This window comes from Nocardiopsis alborubida, from assembly GCF_012396365.1.
Taxonomy (GTDB): domain Bacteria; phylum Actinomycetota; class Actinomycetes; order Streptosporangiales; family Streptosporangiaceae; genus Nocardiopsis; species Nocardiopsis alborubida.
In genome coordinates, this window is the sequence record NZ_JAAXPG010000013.1 from 48095 (window position 1) to 72877 (window position 24783).

Consider the following 24783-nt stretch of genomic DNA (forward strand, 5'->3'; position numbering starts at 1 on the left):
GGCCACAGCGCGGTGCGCGTCCGCGCCGCGGGAGAACCTACCCGCCCGAGGGGCGTCCGAGGCGGCCGCGGCCGCTTGTGGCCAGTTCCGTGGGTCCCTCGTGAACGGCCGGGAGCGGCGCGGTCCCCGCCCCGTCTCTCCCAGAGCACCCGCGATCGCCTCCCGCGGGGGCACGCGGTCGATCGTGGTCACGGAGGGTGGGAGCGGGGAACCCCTGTGTGGCAAGGCATGGGGGTTATGTGTAGAGGTCGGTCATTTGTCCGCTTCAGTGGGATGTAACCTTAGCCTTGCCTTACTAAGCCAAGCCTTGCCGAACTTCCGGCGGGGCCTCCCCTGTCTGGAGCCGTCGTGACCCCACGTGCCACAGCCCTGTTCTCCCTCGTCCCCGCCTCGGCCCTGCTCCTGGCCGGGTGCTCGACCGAGACGGAGGCGGACACCGCGGACGCGGCCGAGACGGTCGTCGTCGCGGCCGAGAACGGCGAGGTCGAGATCCCCCGCGACCCCGCGACCGTCGTCGTCTTCGACAACGCCCAGCTCGACATCCTCGACGCCCTCGGCGTGGACGTGGCGGGCATCCCCTCCTCCGAGGTCGTCCCGGACCTCTTCGCCGACTACGCCGAGAACGAGGACGTGGCCGACGTCGGCTCCCTGTTCGAGCCGGACTTCGAGGCCGTCGCCGCGCTCGACCCGGACGTGATCATCAGCGGCGGCCGCAGCTCCGCCGTGACCGGCGAACTGGCCGAGATCGCCCCCACCATCGACATGTCCCTCGACTCCGCCGACGCCCTCGGCAGCGTCTCCGAGCGCACCACCGCCTACGGCGAGATCTTCGACAGGGTGGAGGAGGCCGAGGCCCTCGTCGCCGAGCTGGAGGACCGCGTCGAGGAGGTCGGCGCCAAGGTCGCCGAGGCGGGCGACGGCCTCGTCCTCATGGCCAACGCCGGTGAGGTCAGCGCCTACGGCCCCGGCTCCCGCTTCGGCTTCTTCTACGACGCGCTGGGCCTGGAGCCCTCCATCGAGATCGACAACGGGGAGTCCCGCCACGGAGAGGTCCTGTCCTTCGAGGCCCTGGCCGAGGCCGACCCCGACTGGCTCTACGTGATCGACCGCGACAACGCCATCGGCGAGGAGGGCGCCTCCCCCGCCGAGCAGGTGCTCGACAACGACCTCGTCGACCGCACCACCGCCGCGCGGGAGGACCAGGTCCTCTACCTGGACTCCGCGGAGATGTACCTGGTCGGAGGCATCCAGGCGCACCTCAACGCGATCGACGACATCGACGCCGCCCTCTCCTGATCCGGTGACGTCCACGACCACCGCCACGCCCGGGGAGCGGAGCGGCAGCCCCTCCCCGGGCGGGCGCGCCCCGCGCCTCGTCCTCGTCCTGGCCGCGCTCGCGGTCCTGGCACTGTCCGCGGCCAGCCTGTTCGTCGGGGCCAGCGACATCACCCCGGCCCGGCTGCTGAGCGACCCGGAGTCCTGGGAGCTGTTCCTGGTCAGCCGGGTCCCGCGCACCCTGGCGCTGCTGCTGGCCGGTGCCGCGGTGAGCGTCGCGGGCCTGATCATGCAGCTGCTCACCCAGAACCGCTTCGTGGAGCCCTCCACGGCGGGAACGGTGCAGTCGGCCGCCCTCGGCATCCTGCTGGTCACCCTCCTCCTCCCCGGCGCGCCGCTGCCGGTGAAGATGACCGCGGCCTGCGTCACCGCGCTCCTGGGCACCGCACTGTTCCTCGGCGTGCTCCAGCGCGTCGCCCTGAAGTCCTCGCTGGTCGTGCCGCTGGTCGGCATCATGCTCGGCGCGGTGATCAGCTCGGTCACCACCTTCGTCGCCCTGCGCCACGACCTCCTCCAGACCCTCTCCGTCTGGCAGTCCGGCGACTTCTCCGGGGTCATGCGGGGCCGCTACGAGCAGCTGTGGCTGGTCGGCCTCCTCGCCCTGGCCGCCTACCTCATCGCCGACCGCCTGACCGTCGCCGGGCTCGGCCGCGACATCGCTGTCAGCGTCGGACTCAACCACCGCACCGTCATGGCCCTGGGCGTCGGGATCGTCGCCGTCGTCAGCGGCGTGGTGGTGTCCGTCGTCGGCAGCCTGCCCTTCCTCGGCCTCATCGTGCCCAACCTGGTCAGCATGGCGGTCGGCGACCACGTGCGCCGGGGGATCCCCTGGGTCTGCCTGCTCGGCGGCGGCGTCCTCGTGCTCTGCGACATCCTCTCCCGGGTCATCCGCACGCCCTTCGAGATCCCCGTGGGCAGCGTCCTGGGCGTCGTGGGCGCGGTCGTGTTCCTGTCCATGCTGCTGCGGAGGAGTCCCCATGCCGGTCGCTGAGCGCGGTGCGGTCCCCGCCCGCGACGCCGCCCCCGTCCGCCGCGTCCCGCCCCGGGTGCGGATCGCGCTGCTGGCCGCGGCCGCCGCCGCCCTCACCGCCGCGTACCTGACCTACGGGGTGACCGGCAACGTCGCCTACGTGGTCGAACGCCGCTCGACCGTCGTCCTCACCATGTTCGTGGTGGCCTTCGCGGGCGCGGTCTCCACGGTCCTGTTCCACACCGTCACGGACAACCGCATCCTCACCCCCTCCATCATGGGGATGGAGTCGCTGTTCGTCCTGGTGCAGACCTGTCTGGTCTTCGCGCTCGGCGCCGCGGGCCTGAGCGCGCTGCCGCCGGTGGCGGCGTTCCTGGCGCAGAGCGCCCTGATGGTGCTCTTCGCGCTGCTGCTGTTCAAGCGCCTGTTCACCGGCGGGATCGGCAGCCTGCACCTGACGCTGCTGGTCGGCATCGTCCTGGGCGTGCTGTTCACCAGCCTCTCCCAGCTCATGCAGCGGCTGCTCGACCCCAACGAGTTCACCGCCCTCCAGACCCGCCTGTTCGCCCGGCTGACCCGCGCCGACCCCGGCCTGCTGCCGTGGGCGGCGGCCGTCGCCGTGCTCGCGGGCCTGTACGTGTGGCGTCGGCACCGGACGCTGGACGTGCTCGCGCTCGGCCGGGACACCGCCGTGAACCTGGGCGTGGACCACACCCGCGAGGCCGTCCGGATCCTCATGACCGTCGCCCTGCTCACCGCGGTCTCCACCGCGCTGGTCGGGCCGATGACCTTCTTCGGGTTCATGGCCGCCACCCTCGCCTACCAGGTCGCCGGGCGCCACGAGCACCGGTACGTCGTCCCGGTGGCCTTCCTCGTGGGGCTGTGCGCCCTGGCGGGCGGACAGTTCGTCCTCGAACACCTCCTCGGGCACGCGGGCACGCTCAGCGTCGTCATCGAGTTCACCGGCGGCGCCCTGTTCCTGTACCTGCTGATGCGAAAGGCCGCGCGTTGATCGAACTGACCGACCTCACCAAGTCCTACGGGTCCCAGACCGTCCTCGACGACGTGTCGCTGCGGATCGAGCGGGGCGGCGTCACCTCGATCATCGGACCCAACGGCGCGGGCAAGTCCACGATGCTCACCATCATCGGCCGCCTGCTCGGCGCGGACGGGGGCCGGGTGACCGTCGACGGGATGGACGTGGCCACCACCCCCGGCCGCGACCTGGCCAGGAGGCTGTCCATCCTGCGCCAGGAGAACCGCTTCACCGCCCGGCTGACCGTGCGCGACCTGGTCGGCTTCGGCCGCTACCCGCACTCGCGGGGGCGGCTGACCGCCGAGTGCCGCGAGCGGATCGAGGCGGCCCTGGGCTTCCTCGACCTGGTGCCGCTCGCCGACCGGTTCCTGGACGAGCTGTCCGGCGGCCAGCGCCAGCGCGCCTACGTGGCGATGGTGCTGTGCCAGGACACCGACTACGTGCTGCTGGACGAACCGCTGAACAACCTCGACATGAAGCACGCCGTGTCGATGATGCGCCAGATCCGGCGGGCCGCCGACACGCTCGGCCGGACCGTCGTGATCGTCATCCACGACATCAACTTCGCCTCCGCCTACTCCGACCGGATCGTGGCGATGCGCGACGGCCGCGTCGTCCACACCGGAACGCCCGAGGAGATCATGACGCCCGAGGTGCTGCGGGACGTGTTCGATCTGGACGTGCGGGTGGAGGAGGTCGCGGGCTCCCGGATCGGGGTGTACTACCGCTAGGCACGTCGCCCCGGTCACGGCTCCACCAGTCCGTATCGGCCACGGCCAGGTTGAGATCACGGACCATGACCCCGCTGAGCTGGTGGATCTGCTCTTGGCTCACCCGTGCCCCGGTCAGGGAAACCAGCCTCCGCAGCCCCGACAGGTCGCTGCCGCACAGGTCGGTTCCGGCCATCGAGGTGGAGGTGGCCTCGGCCGCGAACACACACTCGTCGAAGACGGCCTTCCGCAGGTCGCTGCCGTTGATCGCGACTCCACCGAGGAATTCGACGACTACCGCCAGGTTCCCGCTTTAGCGCGGTGACCGGAAAGGTTCGCTGTCCCACCTCATTCGCCGTGATCTTGTACTTATAGCGCGTCTCGGGCGCCGAACCTCGCTATAAGTACAAGATCACCGCAGGTCAGGGCCACTTCCGTCGCACCGGAAACATATGCGGTCAGGCCGCTGGAGAGCTGAGGAGGGAGCGGTTTCCCCCGGGGTCTGGGACAGGGGCAGATCTCTCCCGCGACGGCTCGGGGAGCCCTCGTCCCGGTGGATCTCCGGGGCGCCTCGGCCCGCCGCGTGCCCTTCGGGTCGTTGGTCCCAGGTGCGCGGCGCGCCCCGGGGTAGTTCGCCGGTATGAACAGGAACCGCGGCATCCCCCGTACCCCAGGGCGGTTCGGTACCCTCATGGGCCGGTTGACCATCTACGCCCAGAACAACCCGCGTCAGTACGGCCTCCGCACGGCCCTGCTGATCGCCGCTCCCACCATCCCCTTCCTGACTCTGCTGTTCGTTCCCTTGATGGTCGAGACCGGTTTCGCTCCCACCATCGTCGCCATCACCGGAGGAACCCTGGCCATGGTGGTGGTCGTCTCCGTGGCCGTCGGTTTCGTCAGCGCGTGGATGACGCGCCGCATGGTCAGGGGCAGACCACTGCCCCTGGACGCCGACCCGGCCAAGACCTGGGCCGCGCACTGGCAGATCATGCGGGGAACCCTCCACCCGGACCCCGAGACCAACCGGCTCGGGCGCATGCTCGCCGACCAGAACGACACCTCCAGGTCGCCGAGGTTCATGCTCGTGTTCGGCTGCGTCCTCGTCGTACCCAACGTCGCCAACGCCCTGCTCCAGTACGCCGACGGAACCCCGTTCGCCTCGGTCAACCTGTTCCTGGCGGGAGCGCTGGTGGTCATGATCGCGATCTTCGTCCCGCTCACGTTGCGCCGCCAGCGCAGGGTCCGCCAGTTCCGGGAGACCTACGACCTCGCCTCCACGGGCTCCTCCGGTACCCTCGGGGGCGAGGACTGACCACGGCGCTTCCCTCCCCTCATCCCCCACGCTCCGTGACCACTCCTCGCCCGGCGGTGCCCATCGGCGTTGCGCCGGGGCGACACGGTGCGTAACATCGCATCGAATCGGTTCGATAACGGACGGGACGGCACGGTGCGGATCTCCGATGTGGCCCGGCACGCTGGCGTGTCGCCGAGCACGGTCTCCTACGTCCTCAGCGGCAAACGGTCGATCTCCGAGACCACCCGGCGGCGCGTGAAGGAGAGCATCGACGCCCTCGGCTACCAGCCGCACGCGGGCGCCCGCTCCCTGGCCAGCCGCCGCAGCAACGTGATCGCCCTGGTCATCCCGCTCCGCGGCGACGTGCACGTCCCCGTCGCGATGCGCTTCGCCGTCTCCGTGGTCACCGCCGCCCGCGCGCACGACCACGACGTCCTCCTGCTCACCCAGGGCGAGGGCCCCGACGGCCTGCGCCGGGTCTCGGGCAGCGCCATGGTCGACGGCGTCATCGTCATGGACGTGGAGGCCGACGACGCCCGCGTCCCCGTCCTGCGCGAGCTGGACCTGCCCTCGGTCCTCATCGGCGTCCCCGAGGACACCGAGGGCCTGACCTGCGTGGACCTCGACTTCGCCGCCGCCGGTGCGGCCTGCGTGCACCACCTCGCCGACCTCGGCCACACCGACCTCGCCTTCGTGGGGCAACCTCCTTCGGTGTACGAGCGGCGCACCGGGTTCGCCGAGCGCACCACCACCGGCTTCGAGCGCGCCGCCGCCGAACGCGGCGTCCGCGCCACCCTGCACCCCTGCTCTCCCGACACCGCGCACGGCCTCGCGGAGGATCTGCTCCGCGAGCGGCCCGGCCTCACCGGCCTCATCGTGCACAACGAGCCCTCCGTCGGCCCGCTGCTCGAATCCTTCGCCGAGCACGGCCGCACCCCGCCCGAGCTGTCGGTGGTCGCCATCGGCCCGGTTCCGCCCGGCGCTCCGCCGCTGACCTCGGTGGACCTGCCCGCCGAGGAGGTCGGAGCCCGCGCGGTCGGCCTGCTCATGGACAAGATCGACGGCCCCGGCAACCCCGGGGTGACCCTGCTCGAACCCCGGCTCACCTCCCGGGAGAGCACCGCCCCGCGCGCCTGACCGCAGCCCTCGCGCGCCTGGCCGTGCTCCGCGCCTGACCGGGGGGTGTGGCGGGGGACACCGGAAAAAGTGTCCCCGGGTCGCGGAATACCCCACCCCGCCCTCCCGTTGTACGGGGTGCCGGAAGGTGCGGTAGAAAGTGTCCCCCGGGCTCCACTCAAAGCCTTCACGGAATACCGCGCCCGCAAGGGTGGCAGGAGCCGTGTTGTGCACCGCGCCGTGAGGCGACCGCCGCACCGTTCCGGTGTACGTGACGGCCCCGCCGGGCGACTGCCCGGCGGGGCCGTTCCACGTCCCGCGCACCGGGGGCGCGCCCCGTGGGGAACTCAGCCGCGCCGGGCCTTCTGCACGGCCTCGGCCAGCTCCGCCTTGTTCATCTTGGAGCGGTTCTTGACGTCCAGCTCCTGGGCCTCCTCGTAGAGGTCGCGCTGCCTGGGGACCCTGCCCCCGAGGTTGAAGCGCTTGAGCTCCTGCTCGCGCCGCTCGGAGAACGCCTTGCCCAGCTCCAGGGCGCGCTTCCGGCTCACGGCCTCCTTGAGACCGGGCAGGACGTCGCTCTCCTCCTCCTCGACGTGGTGCTTGACCGCGTCGACGAACTTCTCGCACCGCTTCTCGAACTCCTTGCTGTTCGGGTCGCAGTCCTTGAGCTTCTGGAGCAGTTCCTCGGCCTCCTGGTGCTCCTCCGCGCCGTGGCGGACCTCCGGCCCCTCGCCAGCGGCCTTGGCGGCGGCCGGGTACACCTCGTCCTCCTCGGCACGGCTGTGCGCGGTGAGGATGGCCTCGATCTCCTCCAGCAGGCGCGGCCGCTGGTCGGGCTCGGACTGGAGCCGGTCGAACAGCTCCTCCATCGTCCGGTGGTCCTTCATGATCAGGGTGACGGCGTCCTCGGCCATGTTCGCCTCCGCTTCGGTGGTGGTGCTTCCGACCACCGCCACTACCCACGGACCCGCTGTCCAGACACGGCGCCGACCGGCCGCCACGGCCCGGCCCCGGCCCCGGCCCGGAAGCGGACCGGGCCGCGCCCCGCGCGGAACACGGCCCGGATCCGGGGACGGGGGTCAGCGCAGGCCGAACAGGTGCTCCATGGCGAGCTGGTCCAGGCGCTCGAAGTGGTAGCCGCGCCTACCGACCTCGGCCAGGTCGATCTCCTCGGCCAGCAGGTCGGACAGGGACTCGCCCTCGCCCAGCGTGGACTGGGACAGCTCGGGCACGCGCGAGGCCGCGAGCGCCTCCACCACCTCGGGGTCGGCGCGGAACGCCCTGGCCTTCTCCTTGAGGATGAGGTAGTTGCGCATGCAGGCCGCGGCCGACTCCCACACGCCGCTCATGTCCTCGGTGCGCGGCGTCTTGAAGTCGAAGTGCAGCGGGCCGTCGTAGCCCGCGCTCTCCAGCAGGTCGACCAGGAAGAACGCCTCCTTGACGTCGCCCGCGCCGAAGCGCAGGTCCTGGTCGTACTTGATCCCGCGCTGGCCGTTGAGGTCGATGTGGAAGAGCTTGCCCGCCCACAGGGCCTGCGCGACGCCGTGCGCGAAGTTCAGCCCGGCCATCTGCTCGTGGCCGACCTCCGGGTTGACCCCCACCATCTCGGGGTGCTCCAGCTCGTTGATGAAGGCCAGGGCGTGGCCCACCGTGGGCAGCAGGATGTCGCCGCGCGGCTCGTTGGGCTTGGGCTCCAGGGCGAACCGCAGGTCGTGCCCCTGCTCGCGCACGTAGCCGCACAGGATGTCGAAGGCCTCGCGCAGCCGGTCCAGGGCGGCGTGGTCGTTCTTGCCCGCCTCCGTCTCGGCCCCGTCCATGCCGCCCCAGCACACGTACGTCTTCGCGCCCAGCGACACGGCCAGCTCGATGTTGCGGACGACCTTGCGGATGGCGTGGCGGCGCACGTCGCGGCTGTTGGAGGTGAACCCGCCGTCGCGGAACACCGGGTCCGAGAACAGGTTGGTGGTCGCCATCGGCACCTTGAGGCCGGTCTCGTCCAGAGCCGCGCGGAACCGCTTGAGGATGTCCTCGCGCTCGGTGTCGGAGCTGCCGGGCGGAATGAGGTCGTCGTCGTGGAAGGTGATCCCGTGCGCGCCGAGGTCGGCGAGGCGGCGCACGGCGTCCACCGGGTCGAGCTCGGGGCGGACGGGGTCGCCGAAGGTGTTCACCCCGCGCCACCCCACGGTCCACAGGCCGAAGGTGAACCTGTCCGCGGGCACGGGCTGGTAGCTGCTCATGTCGTGTCTCCTGAGGTAGGCGCAGGACTCCGGAATAGTTTGTCTAGAGTCACAACTAATTGTCAACGGGGTGGCCGCGCAGCACCGCCACCCCGCCGCCCGGCAGGGTCATCCCCTGCGCCGAAACGCCCGACACCAGGTCGCGGGCGCTCGCGTCCAGCCCGAACCGGGCCGGATCGATCCGTCGCGGCCGGTTGTCGTGGTTGGTGACGAACACCCACGCGCCGTCCCGGTCCACCCGGCGCACCACCTCCAGCCCGGGCTCGGGGAACGGTCCCGTCCCCGCCGCCTCGGCCAGCAGCCGCGCCAGGCCCCGGTCCGACAGCCGGGCCGACAGGTACCAGGCCTCGCCCGCCCCGTGGCGCCGCCGCGTCACCGCGGGCAGCCCGTCCAGCGGCCCGCCCGCGTAGTGGGCCACGGCCTCGGCCCCCGTCAGGTGGACGTGCTCGCTCCACAGGGTGACCTCCTCGCGCACCGAGCCCAGGTCCAGGCCCACCGTCTCGCCGGGCAGCATCGGGTGCAGCTCCTCCACCCGCACCCCCAACAGGTCCCGCAGAGCGCCCGGGTACCCGCCGGTGCGCACGGTCCCGTCCGGGTCGGCGGCCCCGCTCAGGAAGGTCACCACCAACGTCCCGCCGTCCTCGGTGTAGCGGGCCAGCCGTTCGGCCGCCTCGTCCGACAGCAGGTACAGGGCGGGCACCACCAGCAGCGGCACCCGCGGCAGGTCGCGGTCGGGGCGCACCATGTCCACCGTGCGCCCCGACCGCCACAGCACCCGGTGCACCTGGCGCACCGCCTCCAGGTAGTCCACGCCCCGCGCGGGCAGCGACGGGCTGCCCAGCGCCCACCAGCACTCGGGGTCCCAGGTGAGCGCCGCGTCGGCGACCACGTCGGCGTCGCGCGCCTCCGCCACGCGGGGCAGGACGCTCCCCAGTTCGCACACCTCGCGGAAGATCCGGGAGTCCGGCCCGGCGTGCGGCACCATCCCCGAGTGCCACTGCTCGGCGCCGCCCCGGGACGCCCGCCACTGGAAGAACATCGCGCCCCGCGACCCGCGCGCCACGTGCGCCAGGCTGTGCCGCGCCGTCTCGCCGGGGGCCTTGGGGCGGGTGACCTCGCCCGTGTAGGTCACCCCGGCCGCCTGCTCCATCAGCAGCCACGGCCGACCCGGGCCGGGCACGCGGTCCGCCCACGAGCGGGCCAGGTCGGCGGCGAAGGCGGTCTGCTCCGCCCCGCCCTGCCCGGTCCGGTCCGGGTAGTCGTCCACGGCGACCAGGTCCAGGTGCTCGGCCCACCGCCACGGGTCCACCGGCACCCAGTCGCCGAAGGCCAGGTTGGTCGTGACCGGCACGTCCGGCCGGACGGCGCGCAGCACGTCGCGCTGGGACAGGAAGTGGTCGAGCATCGCGTCCGACAGGAACCGCCGGAAGTCCAGCACGTGCGCGGGGTTGGGCAGGTACTGGGTCGCGCGCGGCGGCTGGATCTGCTCCCACTCCGAGTAGTGCTGGCTCCAGAACGCCGTGGTCCACGCCGTGTTGAGCCGGTCCAGGTCCACGTGGCGACCCCGCAGCCAGTCGCGGAAGGCCCCGGCGGTGTGCTCGGAGTGCGACCACGTCCCGTACTCGTTGTGCACGTGCCACACGCGCAGCGCCGGATGCCCGGAGTAGCGCTCGGCCAGCGCGCGGGCGATGCGGACCGAGGCCTCCCGGTAGGCCGGGGAGCACACGTCGTAGGTGTCGCGGCTGCCGTGGGTGAGCCGGGTCCCGTCCGCGGTCACCGGCATCGCGTCGGGGTGGGCGAGCCCGAACCACGGCGGGGGAGAGGCGGTCGGGGTGGCCAGCGCGACCCCGATCCCGGCGTCGGCGAGCCGGTCCAGCACCCGGTCCAGCCACTCGAACCGGTACTCGCCCTCCTTCGGCTCCAGGAGCGCCCAGGAGAAGACGCCGACCGTCACGAGGTTGACCCCGGCGCGGCGCATCAGCTCCACGTCCTCCGCCTGGACCTCCTCCGGCCACTGCTCGGGGTTGTAGTCGCCGCCGAACCACAGTGGAGAGGACATGGGGAACTCCTTCTGGTTTGGTGTGTGCGCCAACAAAGTAGGGCGAAAACCCTTCCGGGCGACACCCCCACACGAGGAGCGAGCATGTCCGCAGCACGACGGGTCCGTACCCGACAGCCGGTCGGGGACTGGGAGGACGCACTGGTCACCGGCAACGGGCGCCAGGGGGCGCTCGTGCACTCGACGGCGGAGCGCGTCCGCCTCACCCTGTGCCACGAGAGGCTCTTCCTGCCCGTCACGGAGCCGCTGCCCGCACCCGCGACCGCGTCCCTGCTGCCCGAACTGAGGGAACTGCTGCGCCGGGGCCGCTCCCGCGAGGCGGCCGAGCGGATCACGGCGTTCGCGGCGCGGGAGCACCCGGGCTACGCCGACACCCGGTGGATCGACCCGCTGGTGGGGGCCGCCGTGCTCTCGTTCGTCCCGCGCGGGCACCGGCCGGGTTCGGTCACGCGCGCGTGCGACCTGGACTCGGGGCTGGTCACCGAGGAGCTGCCGGACGGAACCGTGCACCGGGCCTTCGCCTCCCGGTCCGACGACGCCGTGGTCGTCGAACTCGCCTCGCCCCTCGGCCTGGACGGAACGCTGCGTCTCACCGCGTTGGAGGAGGCGCCGCCGGTCCCGATGGAGGTGGTCCGCGAGGCGGGACCCGGCCTGCTGACCCTGCGGGCGGACTTCCCCGAGCGCCCGCCCGGCGGCCTGTCCGGGTACACGGTGACCTGTGTCGTCCGCGCGGAGGGCGGCCGGGTCGGCGCTGGCGGTGAGGGGCTGGACCTGCGGGGCGTCCGGCGGCTCCGGCTGGTGGCGCGCGTGCGGGTGGACGGGTTCCCCGCGCCGGAAACGGGGAGCCCCGAGGACTTCACCGGGGCGCTCGAACGCCACCGGGCGGTGCACGGCGACCTCATGTCCCGCTTCCGGCTGGAGCTGGAGGGCGGTTCGGCCCGGCCCGACGCGCTCGGCGAGGACCTCCTGGCGGCGGGGCCCGCCCCCGACCTGATCGCCCGCCTGGTCGACGCCGGGCGGTACGCGATCATCTCCAGCTGCGGCGACCTGCCGCCCACCCTCCAGGGGGTGTGGAGCGGCACCTACGACCCCCCGTGGCGGTCGGGGTACACCTTCGACGGCAACCTGCCCTCCGCCGTCGCGGCCCTGCACGCCACGGGCACGCCCGAGCTGATGACCGGCCTGTTCGACCTCCTCGACGGCATGGCCGACGACCTGGCCGACAACGCGCGGCGGCTCTACGGCTGCCGGGGGATCCTGCTGCCCGCGCACGCCTCGACCTCCGGCAGGCACAACCACTTCGGCCCCGAGTGGTGCCTGACCTGCTGGACCGCGGGAGCGGCGTGGATGTCGCGCCTGTACTGGGACCACTACTCCCACACCCGCGACCGCGCGTTCCTGCGCGAGCGCGCCCTGCCCTTCCTCACGGCCGCCGCGGAGTTCCACGAGGACTTCCTCACCGACGAGGGCTTCTCCCCCTCCTACTCGCCGGAGAACACCCCGGGGGACGGCGACGGCCAGGCCGCCGTCAACGCCACCATGGACGTCGCCGCCGTGCGCGACCTGGTGCGCAACCTGCTGCGGGCGCACCGCGCCCTGGGCGTTCCCGGCTCCCGCCGCTGGGCCCGGCTGGGGGCGCGGCTGCCCGGCTACCGCGTCGCCCCGGGCGGTGAGCTCGCCGAGTGGGCGGGGCCGGCCGGGCCGACCGGGCAGAGCGAGCGGCACGCGCACCGGCACGCCTCCCACCTGTACCCGCTCTGGTACGAGACCGACCCCGCCCTGGCCTCGCCCCGGCTGCGCGCGGCGGCGGTCGCCGCCGTGCGCGCCCGCCTGGCGTGGTGGCGCGGCCAGGAGTCCGACGAGATGGCCTTCGGCCTGGTCCAGCTGGGGCTGGCCGCGGCGAACCTGGGCCTGGCCGCCGAGGCGCACGAGACCCTGTCGCTGCTGGCCACCCGCTACTGGCGCCCCACCCTGGTGCCCACGCACAACCGCGGCAGCCTGTTCAACGTGGACATCGGCGGCGGGTTCCCGGCCGTGGCGGCGGCGATGCTGGCCCGGTCCGCCGAGGGGCGCCTGGACCTGCTGCCCGCCCTGCCCCGGGAGTGGGCCTCGGGCCGGGTGGAGGGGCTTCGGGCCCGAGGCGGGGTCGTCGTGGACCTCCTGGAGTGGTCCGGCGGCCGGGCCCACGCGCGGCTGCGGGCCGTCGAGCCGCGCGAGACGGTGGTCGTCCTGCCCGGCGGGGAACGGCGCAAGGCGGCCCTGGTACCGGAACGGACGCTGTCCCTGCAATTCACCGTGGTTGCCGGAGAGGAGTCGAATCGCTTCGAAATTTCCCGCGCAACACCCCTTGCCGGAGGTTAGTCGGCTATCCAGACTAATGGGGAATTCGCGCCTGCCCCGGGACCGGATTTCCGGGGAGGGCTCACCCCCCGATTCCCCCAAGGAGCCCGCACATGCCTCCCGAACAGCACCGGCCCCCCAGACGCGGGCGGGGCCTACCGGCGCTCGCCGTCGCGGCGGCCACCGCGCTGGCCGCCTCCACCGTCGTCGCCGCCACCGCGGCCGGAGCGGCTCCCGCGGAGCCGGCCGCGGCGCAGGCCGCCTACGAGTGGGACAACGTCGAGATCGTCGGGGGCGGTTTCGTCCCCGGCATCGTCTTCAGCGAGACCGAGCCGGGCCTGGCCTACGCCCGCACCGACATCGGCGGAGCCTACCGCTGGAACCCGGACACCGAACGCTGGATCCCCCTGCTCGACTGGGTCGGCTGGGACGATTGGGGCTACACGGGCGTCGTCAGCATCGCCACCGACCCCGTCGACCCCGACCGCGTGTACGCGGCCGTCGGCACCTACACCAACGACTGGGACCCCAACAACGGCGCCATCCTCAGCTCCGACGACCGCGGCGAGACCTGGGACGTCGCCGAACTGCCCTTCAAACTCGGCGGCAACATGCCCGGCCGCGGCCTCGGCGAGCGCCTGGCCGTGGACCCGGGCGACAACAGCGTCGTCTACTTCGGCGCGAGCGGCGGCAACGGCCTGTGGCGCAGCACCGACCACGGCGCCACCTGGGCCGAGGTGGAGGAGTTCCCCAACCCCGGCGACTACGTCCAGGACCCGGGTGACGAGACCGGCATGATGTCCGACATCACCGGCGTGACCTGGGTGGACTTCGACCCCCGAACCGGGTCCGAGGGCTCGGTCACGCAGGACGTCTACGTCGGCGTCGCCGACCTGGACGATCCGGTCTACCGCAGCCAGGACGGCGGCCAGACCTGGGAGCCCGTTCCCGGCGCGCCCACGGGGCACCTGCCCGCGCACTCGGTCGTGGACCACGAGGGCGGCCAGCTCTACATGGCCACCACCAGCACCCCCGGCCCCTACGACGGCGACTCCGGCGACGTGTGGCGCATGGACCTGGCGACGGGGGAGTGGACCAACATCAGCCCCGTCCCCTCCGGCTCCGAGGACAACCACTTCGGCTACGGCGGCCTGACCATCGACCGGCAGGACCCGGACACGCTGATGGTCGCCACCCAGATCTCCTGGTGGCCGGACATCCAGATCTACCGCAGCACCGACCGCGGCCAGACCTGGACCCAGGCGTGGGACTGGGGCGCCTACCCCGAGCGCACCGCGCGCTACGAGATGGACATCTCCGGAGCGCCCTGGCTGGACTTCGGCGGCACCGGGACGCCCCCGGAGACCCAGCCCAAACTCGGCTGGATGACGCAGGCGATGGCGATCGACCCGTTCGACTCCGACCGCTTCATGTACGGCACGGGCGCCACCATCTACGGCAGCGACAACCTCACCAACTGGGACGCGGGCACCACCTTCGACATCGGGGTCCGGGCGCACGGCATCGAGGAGACGGCCGTCAACGACCTGATCAGCCCGCCCGAGGGCGCGCCGCTGCACTCGGCCCTGCTCGACGTCGGCGGCTTCACCCACCAGGACCTGGAGACCGTCCCCGAGCAGATGTACCAGCAGCCCTACTGGGGCCACGGGACCAGCCTGGACTTCGCCGAACTCCAGCCCGCGACCATCGCACGGGTCGGCGGCAGCGACGCCGAGGCCGCCATCGGACTGTCCACCGACGGCGGCGACAGCTGGTGGGCCGGACAGGAGCCCGGCGGGGTGACCGGCGGCGGCACGGTCGCGGTGAGCGCGGACGGCTCGTCCGTCGTGTGGAGCCCCGACGGCACCGGCGTGCACGCCTCCACCACCCTGGGCTCGTCGTGGACCGCCTCCACCGGCGTTCCGGCGGGCGCCCGGGTGGAGGCCGACCGGGTGGACCCGGACGTGTTCTACGCCGTATCCGGCGGCACCTTCTACACCAGCACCGACGGCGGGGCCACCTTCACGGCGGGCTTCGACGGGCTCCCGGCCGAGGGCAACATCCGCTTCGGCGCGGTGCCCGGTCACACCGGTGACGTGTGGGTGGCCGGAGGCACCGGGGACCACTACGGCATGTGGCGGAGCACGGACGCCGGGGCCACCTTCGAGCAGGTCGAGGCCGTGGACGAGGGCGACGCGGTCGGTTTCGGCGCGCCCGCGCCGGGCTCGGACTACCCGGCGGTGTACACCAGTTCCAGGATCGACGGCGTGCGCGGGATCTTCCGCTCCGACGACGCGGGCGAGAGCTGGGTGCGGATCAACGACGACCAGCACCAGTGGGCCTGGACGGGGGCGACCGTCACCGGCGACCCCAACGTCTACGGCCGGGTCTACATCGGTACCAACGGCCGGGGGATCGTCTACGGCGACCTGGCGGGCGGTGGCGGCGACCCCGAACCGACACCGGAGCCCTCGCCGGACCCCGAGCCCACCCCGGAGCCGTCCCCGGACCCCGAGCCCGAACCCGGGGAGTGCGGGGTCGGGTACGAGATCACCAACACCTGGAGCGGCGGGTTCCAGGCCGGGGTGACGGTCACCAACAACGGTGACGAGGCCCTGAAGGGCTGGGAGGTCGGCTGGGAGTTCACGGCCGGTGAGGAGGTCACGAGTCTGTGGAACGGCGCGCACACGCAGGACGGCGCGTCCGTGCGGGTCACCGACGCCGGGTGGAACGCCCGGATCGCTCCGGGGAGCTCGGTGACGGTCGGCTTCAACGGGATCGTGGACGGCGAGCCCGCGCGGCCGACCGGGCTCACCCTCAACGGGGAGGCCTGCGGCTGACGCCCTGACAGGGCGGGGCCGGGAGCCGCGGGAGCGGTTCCCGGCCCTTCGCCGTGCCCGGACGTGGACCGGCGGACGGGTCCCCCCGGGGCCGCAGCCGGAGCCGTCACGGAACCCCGGGCACACCCGCGCCCCCGGGGTTCCAGGAGGAGGGGAACCCCGGGGGCGCGGGCGGTCCTGAGGCGGCGCTACCCCTTCACGGCGCCGATGATGACGCCCTTGGTGAAGTGCTTCTGGACCAGCGGGTAGACGAACGTGACCGGCACCAGGGCCACCACCACGATGGCCATCTGGATGGCCAGGTTGGGAGCCGAGGCGGTGCCGCCCTGCATCGCGTCGCCGATCACCGAACTCGAACTGAGCTGCTGGCCCTGTTGCACGTACTGGCGCAGCACCAGCTGGAGCGGCCACTTGGCGTTGTCGTTGATGTAGAGGATGGCGTTGAAGAAGGCGTTCCAGTAGCCCACCGCGTAGAACAGCCCCACGACCGCGGTGACCCCCTTGGACATGGGCAGGACCAGCCGGGTCATGATGGTCCACTCGCTCGCCCCGTCCACCCGGGCGCTGTCGCCGATCTCCTGGGGCAGGTTCATGAAGAACGCCCGCATCACCACCAGGTTGAACGCGTTCACCGCCGTCGGCAGGATCAGCGACCAGTAGCTGTCGATGAGGCCGACGTTGCTGACCAGCAGGTACAGCGGGATCATGCCGGGCGCGAACAGGAAGGTCAGCAGCACCGCGAACAGCAGCGGCCGGTGCCACAGCGACCCGGGCTGGGACAGCCCGTAGGCGGCCAGGACGGTCGCCACCAGGCTGACCAGTGTCCCCGCGGCCGTGACGCCCAGGCTGACCAGGACGGCCCGGGTCACCACGCCGCCGCTGAACAGGTCGGCGTAGGCCTGGAAGGAGATCCCCTGCGGGACCAGCACCAGGCCGCCCGCGCTGTTCACCGCCGAGGCGGGGGACAGGCTGGTCAGGATCACGACGTAGAGCGGGAAGAGGATGATGACCGCGATGACGGCCAGGGTGGAGTTCTTCGCGGCGCGTGCGGGAAGGCTCGGGCGCTCCGCCCACACGGGGCGGTCCTTGAACAGTGTGCTCATGCTCGTCGGTAGATTCCCTGTTCGCCCATCTTGTGGGCCAGCTTGTTGGCCAGAACGATGAGGACCAGTCCGACGATGCCCTTGACCAGGCCCGCGACCGCCCCCGCGCTGAAGTTCCCCGTCACCAGGGTCTGGTGGTAGATGAAGGTGTCCAGCACTTCGGACACGCCCGATCCGAACGCGTCGCGCTGGAGGTAGAACTGCTCGAACCCGACGTTGAGGATGTCGCCGATCTTGAGGATGAGCAGCAGGATGATCACCGGCCGCAGGCCCGGCAGGGTGATGTGCCACATCCGCCGCCAGCGCCCGGCGCCGTCCACGGCCGCGGACTCGTAGAGGTTCTGGTTCACGGCCGCCAGCGCCGCCAGGAAGATGATCGTGCCCCACCCGGCGTCCTTCCAGATCATCTGGGAGGTGACCACGAACAGGAACGCGTCCGGGTCGGTCATGACCTCCAGCGGCGCGTACCCGTTCTGCCGCAGGAACTGCGAGAACAGCCCGGCGCCGCCCAGGATCTGCTGGAACAGGGTGACGACCAGGACCCACGAGAAGAAGTGCGGCATGTACACGATGCTCTGGAGCACCATCCGCAGCCTGGGGCTGAGGACGCTGTCCAGCAGGATGGCCAGGGCGATCGGGATGGGGAAGAAGAACACCAGCTGGACGGCGGCGATGACCAGCGTGTTGCCCGCCGCGGTCCAGAAGCGGGGGTCGGTGAACAGCCGCTCGAAGTGCGCCAGCCCCACCCACGGGCTGCCCCACACCCCGTCCCAGGGGTTGTAGTCCTGGAAGGCGATGATGTTGCCCAGGGTCGGCGTGTAGTGGAACACCGCCAGCAGGCCGATCGCCGGGACCGTCATCAGCAGCAGCTGCCAGTCGCGGCGCAGCCTCGCCCCGAACGGGACCCGCCTGCGCCTCGGGGCCGCGGACCCGCCCCGGTGGTCCGGGACGGCCGGGGGCCGCCCCCGGCCCCCGCGCCCGCGGGACGCGGCGGCCGGGGAGGGCGGTCCGCCCTTGGTCATGGTCCGCTCAGTCACGGCCGTGCTCCTGGAGGACCCCCATGTAGAACTCGCGCCCCTCGTCACCGCCGTCGCGGCGCCAGTCCGCGACGACCTGGTCCAGCGCGCCGAGGTCCTCGCGGCCCCGGATGATGTCGTTGACCCTGTCGGTCAGCGGGGTCTCGGCCCCGGAGAAGCGCTCGGGGCGCTGGATGCGGATGCCCGCGAACGGGTCGTCCTCGGTGAACTGGGCGGCGTGGTTGTACCAGTCGCACTTCCACGGCACGAAGTCCGGGTACTGGCTCTCGGTGATCGCCTGGGGGCGCCCGCTGATGAAGTAGTAGCCGTCGTTGACCTCGGCGTTGCCGGTGTCGGTGAGCTGCGGGGCGCCGTCGTCGTTGAGCTCGTGGTGCACGCCCGCCTCGCCGTAGCGGTAGTCCATGTACTCCCGCGTCCCGAACGGCGCGGCGCAGTAGTTGATGATGCCCAGGATCTCCTCGACCTGCTCCGGTTCCATGCCCTTGCGCACGAACACGGACTGGGCCGAGGGGTCGCTGCGGTGCATCACCGGGTCGGTGCCGCCGTTGCCGAAGACCGGCATCAGGTCCAGGCGGAAGTCGGGGTTGTCGCCGAGCATCTGCATGTACGCCTCGTGCCAGGCGCCGATGCCGTCCTGGTTGAAGAGGATCTGCCCGGAGTTGAGCAGCTCCTTGGAGTTGTCCCCCTGGGCGACGATGTCGGGGTGGACGAGCCCCGCGTCGAACAGCCTGCGCATGTACTCGACGCTGGCCCTCCACTCCTCGGTCTCGAACATGTGGGTGAGCTCGCCGCCCGAGTAGCGCCACTGCTTGGGCGCGCCGAAGATCTGGCGCATGCTGAGGTTGAAGTCGCCGAAGGCCCAGCGGTTGTTGTCCGGGTCGTTGACCTCCTCGCCGATCGCGAACAGGTCGTCGGGGCTGGTCGGGGCCTCCAGGCCGTACTCCTCCAGGAGGTCGCGCCGGTACAGGACCCAGTTGCCGAAGGGCTCGGCGGGCCAGGGCACCCCGTGCAGCTGCTGGTTGAAGACGTTCCAGCGCCAGGCGTCGCTGTCCAGGTTGGCCAGCAGGGGGTAGGCCTGCGCCGCGTCACCGGCCAGGTGCGGCGTCAGGTCCTCGAAGAGCTCGCCGACGGCCCGGTTGAACTGCGGGATCAGGTTGATGACCCAGTCGGGGATCATCGTGATGTCGGCGACGTCGCGCCCGGCGATCACCGCGTTCATCTTGTCGATGACCGAGTTGCCGTCCTGGAAGTTGAACTCCACCGTGGCGCCCAGGCGCCCGTTGACGTGCTCGAAGAAGGAGTTGTCGCCGAGGCCGGGCGGGATCGGTCCCCACAGCGGGGTCATCGCGGTGTACCGCCCGCCCCTGCCCGGGGCCTCGGGCACGGCCTGGATGAACTCCGTCGGGTAGGCGGTGAACCCGTCCGGGGCGCCGTGCTGTCCCGGGATGTCGGGGGTGACCCCCTGGAACGGGATGTGCGTGGGGATCAGGTCGTCCAGCGAGCTGGCGGAGGAGGCGGACCCTCCGCCGCTGGACGACTCCGAGCCGCAGCCGGAGAGCGTTCCGGCGGTGAGCGCCGCGGCGGTGGAGGCGCCCACCAGGCCGAGGAAGCGGCGTCGGCTGGGGATCGGGCGCAGGGGGGTGGTGCGCATAGCGTCGTTCCTTCGGTTGAGCAGGCCGGGGAGCCCAGGGGGGTAGGAAACGAAGGGCCATTTTGCTATGAATTAGTTGGCCGTTTAGACAAACAAATTACTCCACTGTGATGTGGCACACAAGGTCCTCAGGTATCGAAGTCGAAGCGGTTCGATTTCGAAGGACAATACCCTCGCGCACGAGAGGCGAACACCCCCCATGACCCTCCAGCCGCACCTGCCGCCGTACAGGGACCCCGCCCTGCCGTCCGAACGGCGCGTGGACGACCTGCTCGCCCGCCTCACGCTGGAGGAGCGGATCGGCCTGCTCCACCAGCACCAGGCGCCCGTCGAGCGCCTCGGCGTGGGCCCCTTCCGGACCGGGACCGAGGCCCTGCACGGACTGGCCTGGCTCGGACCGGCCACCGTCTACCCGCAGGCCGTCGGCCTGGCCAGCACCTGGGACCCCGGCCTGCTCCGCCTGGTCGGCCGGGCCGCCGGCGACGAGGTGCTCGCCCGCAGGGGCGCGGGCGCGTCACCCAACGTCTGGGCTCCCGTGGTCAACCCGCTGCGCGACCCCCGCTGGGGCCGCAACGAGGAGGGCTACTCCGAGGACGCGTGGCTGACCGGGGTCCTGGCCGCCGCCTACGCCCGGGGGCTGGCCGGTGACGGCGACACGCTGCGGCTCGCGCCCACGCTCAAGCACTTCCTCGCCTACAACAACGAGGAGGGCCGCTGCGAGACCTCCAGCGACCTGCCGCCGAGGGTCCTGCACGAGTACGAGCTCCAGGCGTTCCTGCCAGCCCTGGCCGAGGGGGCGGCCGTGGCCGTCATGCCCTCCTACAACCTGGTCAACGGGCGGCCCGCGCACCTGAGCCCGCTGATCGGCGACGTGCTGCGCCCGGCCGCGCCCGACCGCCTGCTGGTGGTCAGCGACGCCTACGCGCCCGCCAACCTCGTGGAGACGCAGCACTTCCACCCCGACCTGCCCACCGCCTACGCGCACGCGATCCGGGCCGGGCTCGACAGCTTCACCCAGGACGACGACCGCACCGAGGCCACCCTCGGACACGTGCGTGAGGCGCTGCGCCGGGGACTGCTCACCGAGGCCGACGTCGACCGCGCCGCGCGCAACGTGCTGTCGGTCCGGATCCGGCTGGGTGAGTTCGACCCCGTGATGGGCGGGGTCGACGGGATCGCCGGGGCGGGCGGAGACCTGCTGGCCGGGGACGGGCCGAACGGTGAGGCCGGGGACGCGGGAGCCTTCGACACCCCCGAGCACCGCGCGCTGGCCCGGGAGGCGGCCACCCGCTCGATCGTCCTGCTCCGCAACGAGGGCGCGCTGCTCCCGCTGCGCGACGTGCGCCGGGTCGCCGTCGTCGGCCAGCTCGGCGACACCGTGCTGGAGGACTGGTACAGCGGGACGCTGCCCTACGCCGTCACCGCGCGCGCCGGGATCGCCGAGCGGGTGGAGACGGTGTTCCGCGAGGGCGCGGACCGGATCCGGCTGAGCACGTTCGGACACGGGCTCGTCGTGGACCCCGGTGACGGGAGCCCCGCCCGCCTGGAGTTCCACGGCGTCTGCGGCGGGCACCGCGGCGCGGACACGGAAGCGCCGACCGGGGAGGACGCGGTCGAGGGCGCGGTCGAGGGCGCGGACTTCGACCTCCTGGACTGGGGCGGCGGCGCCTGCGCCCTGCGCTCGGTGCGGACGGGGAGGTACCTCGACGCGGGACCCGAGGGCGTCCTGGCCTTCACCGCCCCGGGGCCCGGTACCTGGGAGGTCACCCAGACCTTCCGCCTGGAGGAGTACAAGGGCCTGCACACCCTTGTCCACGTGCGCAGCGGCTGCGGCGTCACCTCGGATCCGCGCGACGGGAACCTGCGCCTGGCCGGAGCCGGGGAGGCGGAGGGCCTGTTCATCGTGGACGGGCTCGGCACGGGGGCCGAGGAGGCCGCGCGGGCGGCCTCCGCCGCCGACGTCGCGGTCGTCGTCCTGGGCGACCACCCCATGGTCAACGGGCGCGAGACCGAGGACCGCACCGACCTGGACCTGCCCGCCGCCCAGGAGCGGGTGCTGCGCGCCGTGCGCGCGGCCAACCCCGCCACGGTCCTGGTGCTCAGCAGCGGCTGCCCGTTCGGGATCACCTGGGCCGACGAGCACGTCCCGGCCGTCCTGTGGTCGGCGCACGGCGGACAGGAGTACGGCCACGCGCTCGCCGACGTGCTCTTCGGCGACGCCGAGCCCTCGGGGCGGCTTCCGCAGACCTGGTACCGCTCCGCCGACGACCTGCCCGGGATGCTCGACTACGACATCGTCGGCGCGCGCGGCACCTACCTGTACTTCGAGGGAGAGCCGCTCTACCCCTTCGGGCACGGCCTCGGCTACACGTCGGTGGAGTACGCGGCCCCGGTGGTCCGCGTGGACGGCGGCCGGGTCACCGTCACCGTCATGGTCGCCAACACGGGCACGCGGCCCGCCGACGAGGTGGTGCAGGTCTACACCCGCCAGCTGGCCTCGCGGGTGCGGACCCCGCTGCGCGCGCTGCGCGGGTTCGCCCGGGTGCGCGTGGAGCCGGGCCGCAGCGCGCTCGCCACGGTCTCCTTCGACGTGGACCGGCTCGCGCTGTGGGACACCACCCGCGACCGCTTCGTGGTGGAGGACGCGCCGCGCCAGGTGCTGGTCGGGCGCTCGGCGACCGACATCCGCGCCACCGCGGCCCTGGACGTGCCGGGGGAGGCCATCCCGCCCCGCGACGCGCGCACGCCGTGGTCGGCCGCGGGCTACGACGACGCCCGGGGCACGTCCCTGTGCCCGCTCACCCCCGAGCGGGGCGACGCGGTGCGCTCCCGGGAGGGCGGCGCGTGGGCGGCCTTCCACGACGTGGACCTCGGCGACGGGGTCACCGGGTGCCGCCTCACGGTGAACGCCGAGCACGCCTGCACGGTCCGGATCCGCCTGGACGACCCCGAGGACGGGCCGACCGCCGCGGTGGCCGACGTCCCGGCGGGCAAGGACGGCTACGACTTCACCGGGGTCAGCGCGGCCTTCGAGGACGCGAGGGGGGCCGGGGGGATCCGCGACCTGTACCTGGTCTTCGACCGGCCGGGCACGGCGGTGGCCGACCTGGTCCTGACCGGAGGCGCTCCGTCTTCGGACGCGGGCTGACCGGCACCGGCCCGGAGCAGGCCTGGGGGATACCCGGGCGCGGGCTGACCGGCACCGGCCCGGAGGCGGCCTGGGGGATACCCGGGCGCGGGCTGACCGGCACCGGCCCGGAGGCGGCCCGCCCGAACACTCGGGCGGGCCGCACCGGCCGCCGGGGTTCCAGCGGCGGTCGCGTCACCCGGGGCCAGGGGGCGTGCGCTTCCGGGCCCGTGAGGACCAGGCGCCGCGGGACCCGGGGGGAGGAGGATCACCGGAACTGGGCCACCAGCTGGGCCAGGATGTTGTGCGGCAGGCCGCGGGGGAGCATCTGGTTGACGGTGCCGGAGACGTGGAGGCCGTGTTCCGGGACGTGGTAGAGCACGTTCCCGAAGGCCCCGGAGTGGCCGATCATCTCCGGGCACGGGTTGAACGGCGTCATCCAGCGCGGGAGCCTGAACCGCATGACCCCGATCCCGTAGTCGATGGGGACCAGGCGTGAGAACACCGGGTTCCAGTGCGCGGTCATCTCGGCCAGGTACCGTGCGGGGAACAGTTCGCCCCCGACGAAGGCGCGCAGGAGCCGCAGCTGGTCGGCCGAGGTCGAGACCACCGCGCCGTCGGGCGGGAAGGAGGCGATCGTCCTCGGCACGCGCAGCGGGGTGCGGCCGTGCAGGAGCGTGGCGACCTCGTCGTAGCGGTCCAGCGTGTGCGGGGTGAACAGCCAGGTGTCGTGCAGTCCGAGCGGTTCGAGGACCCGGCGGCGCAGGGCCCGGTCGTAGCCGCCGGACGTGGCCACCTCGATGACGCGTCCGAGCAGCTGGTAGTTGGTGTCGCAGTAGTGCGCCCTGCCCGGGGTGGAGGGGGCGAACCGGCTCGGCATGGCCCTGGCCATGTCGAGGAGGTCCTCGAAGGTCCAGGCGGCGTCCCCGCGGAGCATGTCGCCCAGGAACGTGGTGCCGTCGGGGCGCTTCTGCTCGAAGTAGTCGGGGATCCCGGACGTCTGCGTCAGCAGTTCGCGCACCGTGATCGCCGGACCGTGGTCGCGGCCCCCGTACGTGTTCAGCCCGCGCATCGTGTCCGCGCCGAGCAGGTCCGCGACGCGTGTGTCGAGGGTCAGGGCCCCCTCGTCGCGCAGCTGCATGACCATCGCGACGGTGTACAGCTTGGTGATGCTGGCGATGAAGTACGGCTGACCGGTGTCCCCGTGGCTCCAGGTGAACCCGGTGGAGGGCTGCTCCACGGAGAGGCTCATCAGCGACACCCCCGGCTTGGCGGCGTAGCGTGCCGCGATCCTGTCGAGCCGGGTCGAGATCCGCGTACTCACGGTGTGTGCTCCTCCAGCTGTCGTTCGGTGGCGTCGAGCCAGTCCAGCTCCGCCCTGGCCAGGGTGATGCCGTAGGAGAGCGTGGCCAGGCGGAGCGCCTGCCCGACCCCGGCGGCCTGCGCCGGGACGGCGATCGCCTCCAGCGCCGCCAGCTCCCCGCCCACCTCGCGCCTGCGGGCGTCCAGCAGCGCACGGATGTCCTGCGTCCGCATCCTGTCCGCGAAGAACAGCCGGGCCAGGAAGGGGTCCCGGGTCGGCGGGGTGCGCAGGGGAGAGGCGAGCCAGCGGTCCAGTTCGGCCAGCCCGGCGCCGGTCGCGCTGTGCAGGTGCAGGTTGGGGCGCTCCTCCTGCACCACGGTGCGGCGGGAGGCCAGGCCGTCTTCCACCAGGCCGGTGAGCGTCCGGTAGATCTGCGACTGGTCCGCCGTCCAGAAGTGCCCGACGCTCTCGTCGATCACCTTCTTCAGGTCGTAGCCGCTCATCGGCTTGACGGACAGGAGCCCGAGGATGGCGTGTCGTAGGGACATGACTAGAGGATAGTGCAGATATATGTGTTGTCCACTATATGCCCACGCTTCTATGGGCTCAGTGGTGAATCCACACC

Annotated in this window: 18 protein-coding genes; 9 read left to right on the forward strand and 9 right to left on the reverse strand. The window is 72.4% G+C overall.

Features of this window, described 5'->3' with window-relative positions:
- The first annotated feature begins 348 nt into the window (after positions 1-348).
- Genes HGB44_RS15035 through HGB44_RS15050 form a run of 4 tightly spaced genes read left to right on the forward strand, consistent with a single transcriptional unit; the run spans position 349 to position 4072 of the window.
- Positions 349-1296 (forward strand): siderophore ABC transporter substrate-binding protein, encoded by a 948-nt coding sequence (locus tag HGB44_RS15035; protein WP_061079286.1) that lies wholly within the window; start codon positions 349-351, stop codon positions 1294-1296.
- Positions 1297-1300: 4 nt separating this feature from the next.
- Positions 1301-2326, forward strand: a complete 1026-nt coding sequence (locus HGB44_RS15040) for an ABC transporter permease (RefSeq protein ID WP_082768239.1) — start codon at positions 1301-1303, stop codon at positions 2324-2326.
- Positions 2313-3317 (forward strand): iron chelate uptake ABC transporter family permease subunit, encoded by a 1005-nt coding sequence (locus HGB44_RS15045; RefSeq protein ID WP_061079287.1) that lies wholly within the window; start codon positions 2313-2315, stop codon positions 3315-3317. The genes HGB44_RS15040 and HGB44_RS15045 overlap by 14 nt, the downstream gene beginning before the upstream one ends.
- The gene (locus tag HGB44_RS15050) at positions 3314-4072 is read left to right on the forward strand and encodes an iron ABC transporter ATP-binding protein (RefSeq protein ID WP_061079288.1); all 759 of its coding nucleotides are present in this window, start codon (positions 3314-3316) and stop codon (positions 4070-4072) included. Before HGB44_RS15045 ends, HGB44_RS15050 begins: the two co-directional genes overlap by 4 nt.
- Here the strand turns inward: HGB44_RS15050 and HGB44_RS32715 are convergent.
- Positions 3981-4355: a pentapeptide repeat-containing protein gene (locus tag HGB44_RS32715; protein WP_325096965.1), complete on the reverse strand. Its 375-nt coding sequence runs from the start codon at positions 4353-4355 to the stop codon at positions 3981-3983. The genes HGB44_RS15050 and HGB44_RS32715 overlap by 92 nt on opposite strands.
- A gap of 336 nt (positions 4356-4691) precedes the next feature.
- On the opposite strand from HGB44_RS32715, the gene HGB44_RS15055 reads away from it, so the two are divergent.
- On the forward strand, positions 4692-5363 hold the full coding sequence (locus HGB44_RS15055) for a hypothetical protein (protein WP_061079289.1): 672 nt from the start codon (positions 4692-4694) through the stop codon (positions 5361-5363).
- Between the two features lie 135 nt (positions 5364-5498).
- Positions 5499-6482: a LacI family DNA-binding transcriptional regulator gene (locus HGB44_RS15060; protein ID WP_026338347.1), complete on the forward strand. Its 984-nt coding sequence runs from the start codon at positions 5499-5501 to the stop codon at positions 6480-6482.
- 326 nt (positions 6483-6808) lie between these two features.
- Here the strand turns inward: HGB44_RS15060 and HGB44_RS15065 are convergent, their stop codons facing one another.
- From HGB44_RS15065 to HGB44_RS15075, 3 genes are all read right to left on the reverse strand, one after another.
- Entirely contained in the window at positions 6809-7375 is a 567-nt protein-coding gene (locus tag HGB44_RS15065; RefSeq protein ID WP_210751685.1) for a hemerythrin domain-containing protein, read from the reverse strand.
- Between the two features lie 165 nt (positions 7376-7540).
- Complete coding sequence (gene xylA, locus HGB44_RS15070; RefSeq protein ID WP_061079291.1) at positions 7541-8698, reverse strand: xylose isomerase; 1158 nt, start codon at positions 8696-8698, stop codon at positions 7541-7543.
- Positions 8699-8753: 55 nt separating this feature from the next.
- On the reverse strand, positions 8754-10757 hold the full coding sequence (locus tag HGB44_RS15075; protein WP_061079292.1) for a beta-galactosidase: 2004 nt from the start codon (positions 10755-10757) through the stop codon (positions 8754-8756).
- 84 nt (positions 10758-10841) lie between these two features.
- Here HGB44_RS15075 and HGB44_RS15080 point away from each other — a divergent pair, with 84 nt between their 5' ends.
- Together HGB44_RS15080 and HGB44_RS15085 are read left to right on the forward strand one after the other, a co-directional pair.
- Complete coding sequence (locus HGB44_RS15080; RefSeq protein WP_061079293.1) at positions 10842-13118, forward strand: glycosyl hydrolase family 95 catalytic domain-containing protein; 2277 nt, start codon at positions 10842-10844, stop codon at positions 13116-13118.
- 92 nt (positions 13119-13210) lie between these two features.
- A complete protein-coding gene (locus HGB44_RS15085) occupies positions 13211-15937 on the forward strand; it encodes a cellulose binding domain-containing protein (protein ID WP_061079294.1) in 2727 nt (908 codons plus the stop codon).
- Between the two features lie 188 nt (positions 15938-16125).
- On the opposite strand, the gene HGB44_RS15090 is transcribed toward HGB44_RS15085, so the two are convergent.
- Genes HGB44_RS15090 through HGB44_RS15100 form a run of 3 tightly spaced genes read right to left on the reverse strand, consistent with a single transcriptional unit; the run spans position 16126 to position 19728 of the window.
- Positions 16126-17040, reverse strand: coding sequence for a carbohydrate ABC transporter permease (locus HGB44_RS15090; RefSeq protein ID WP_061079295.1), 915 nt, complete (start codon positions 17038-17040; stop codon positions 16126-16128).
- Positions 17037-18077, reverse strand: coding sequence for an ABC transporter permease (locus tag HGB44_RS15095; RefSeq protein ID WP_061079296.1), 1041 nt, complete (start codon positions 18075-18077; stop codon positions 17037-17039). Before HGB44_RS15095 ends, HGB44_RS15090 begins: the two co-directional genes overlap by 4 nt.
- Positions 18070-19728, reverse strand: coding sequence for an extracellular solute-binding protein (locus HGB44_RS15100; protein ID WP_061079297.1), 1659 nt, complete (start codon positions 19726-19728; stop codon positions 18070-18072). The genes HGB44_RS15095 and HGB44_RS15100 overlap by 8 nt, the downstream gene beginning before the upstream one ends.
- 199 nt (positions 19729-19927) lie before the next feature.
- Here HGB44_RS15100 and HGB44_RS15105 point away from each other — a divergent pair, with 199 nt between their 5' ends.
- Positions 19928-22876: a glycoside hydrolase family 3 protein gene (locus HGB44_RS15105; RefSeq protein ID WP_061079298.1), complete on the forward strand. Its 2949-nt coding sequence runs from the start codon at positions 19928-19930 to the stop codon at positions 22874-22876.
- A gap of 247 nt (positions 22877-23123) precedes the next feature.
- Here the strand turns inward: HGB44_RS15105 and HGB44_RS15110 are convergent, their stop codons facing one another.
- A complete protein-coding gene (locus HGB44_RS15110) occupies positions 23124-24179 on the reverse strand; it encodes a serine hydrolase domain-containing protein (RefSeq protein WP_061079299.1) in 1056 nt (351 codons plus the stop codon).
- Entirely contained in the window at positions 24176-24706 is a 531-nt protein-coding gene (locus HGB44_RS15115) for a PadR family transcriptional regulator (protein WP_061079300.1), read from the reverse strand. Before HGB44_RS15115 ends, HGB44_RS15110 begins: the two co-directional genes overlap by 4 nt.
- Between the last annotated feature and the right edge of the window lie 77 nt (positions 24707-24783).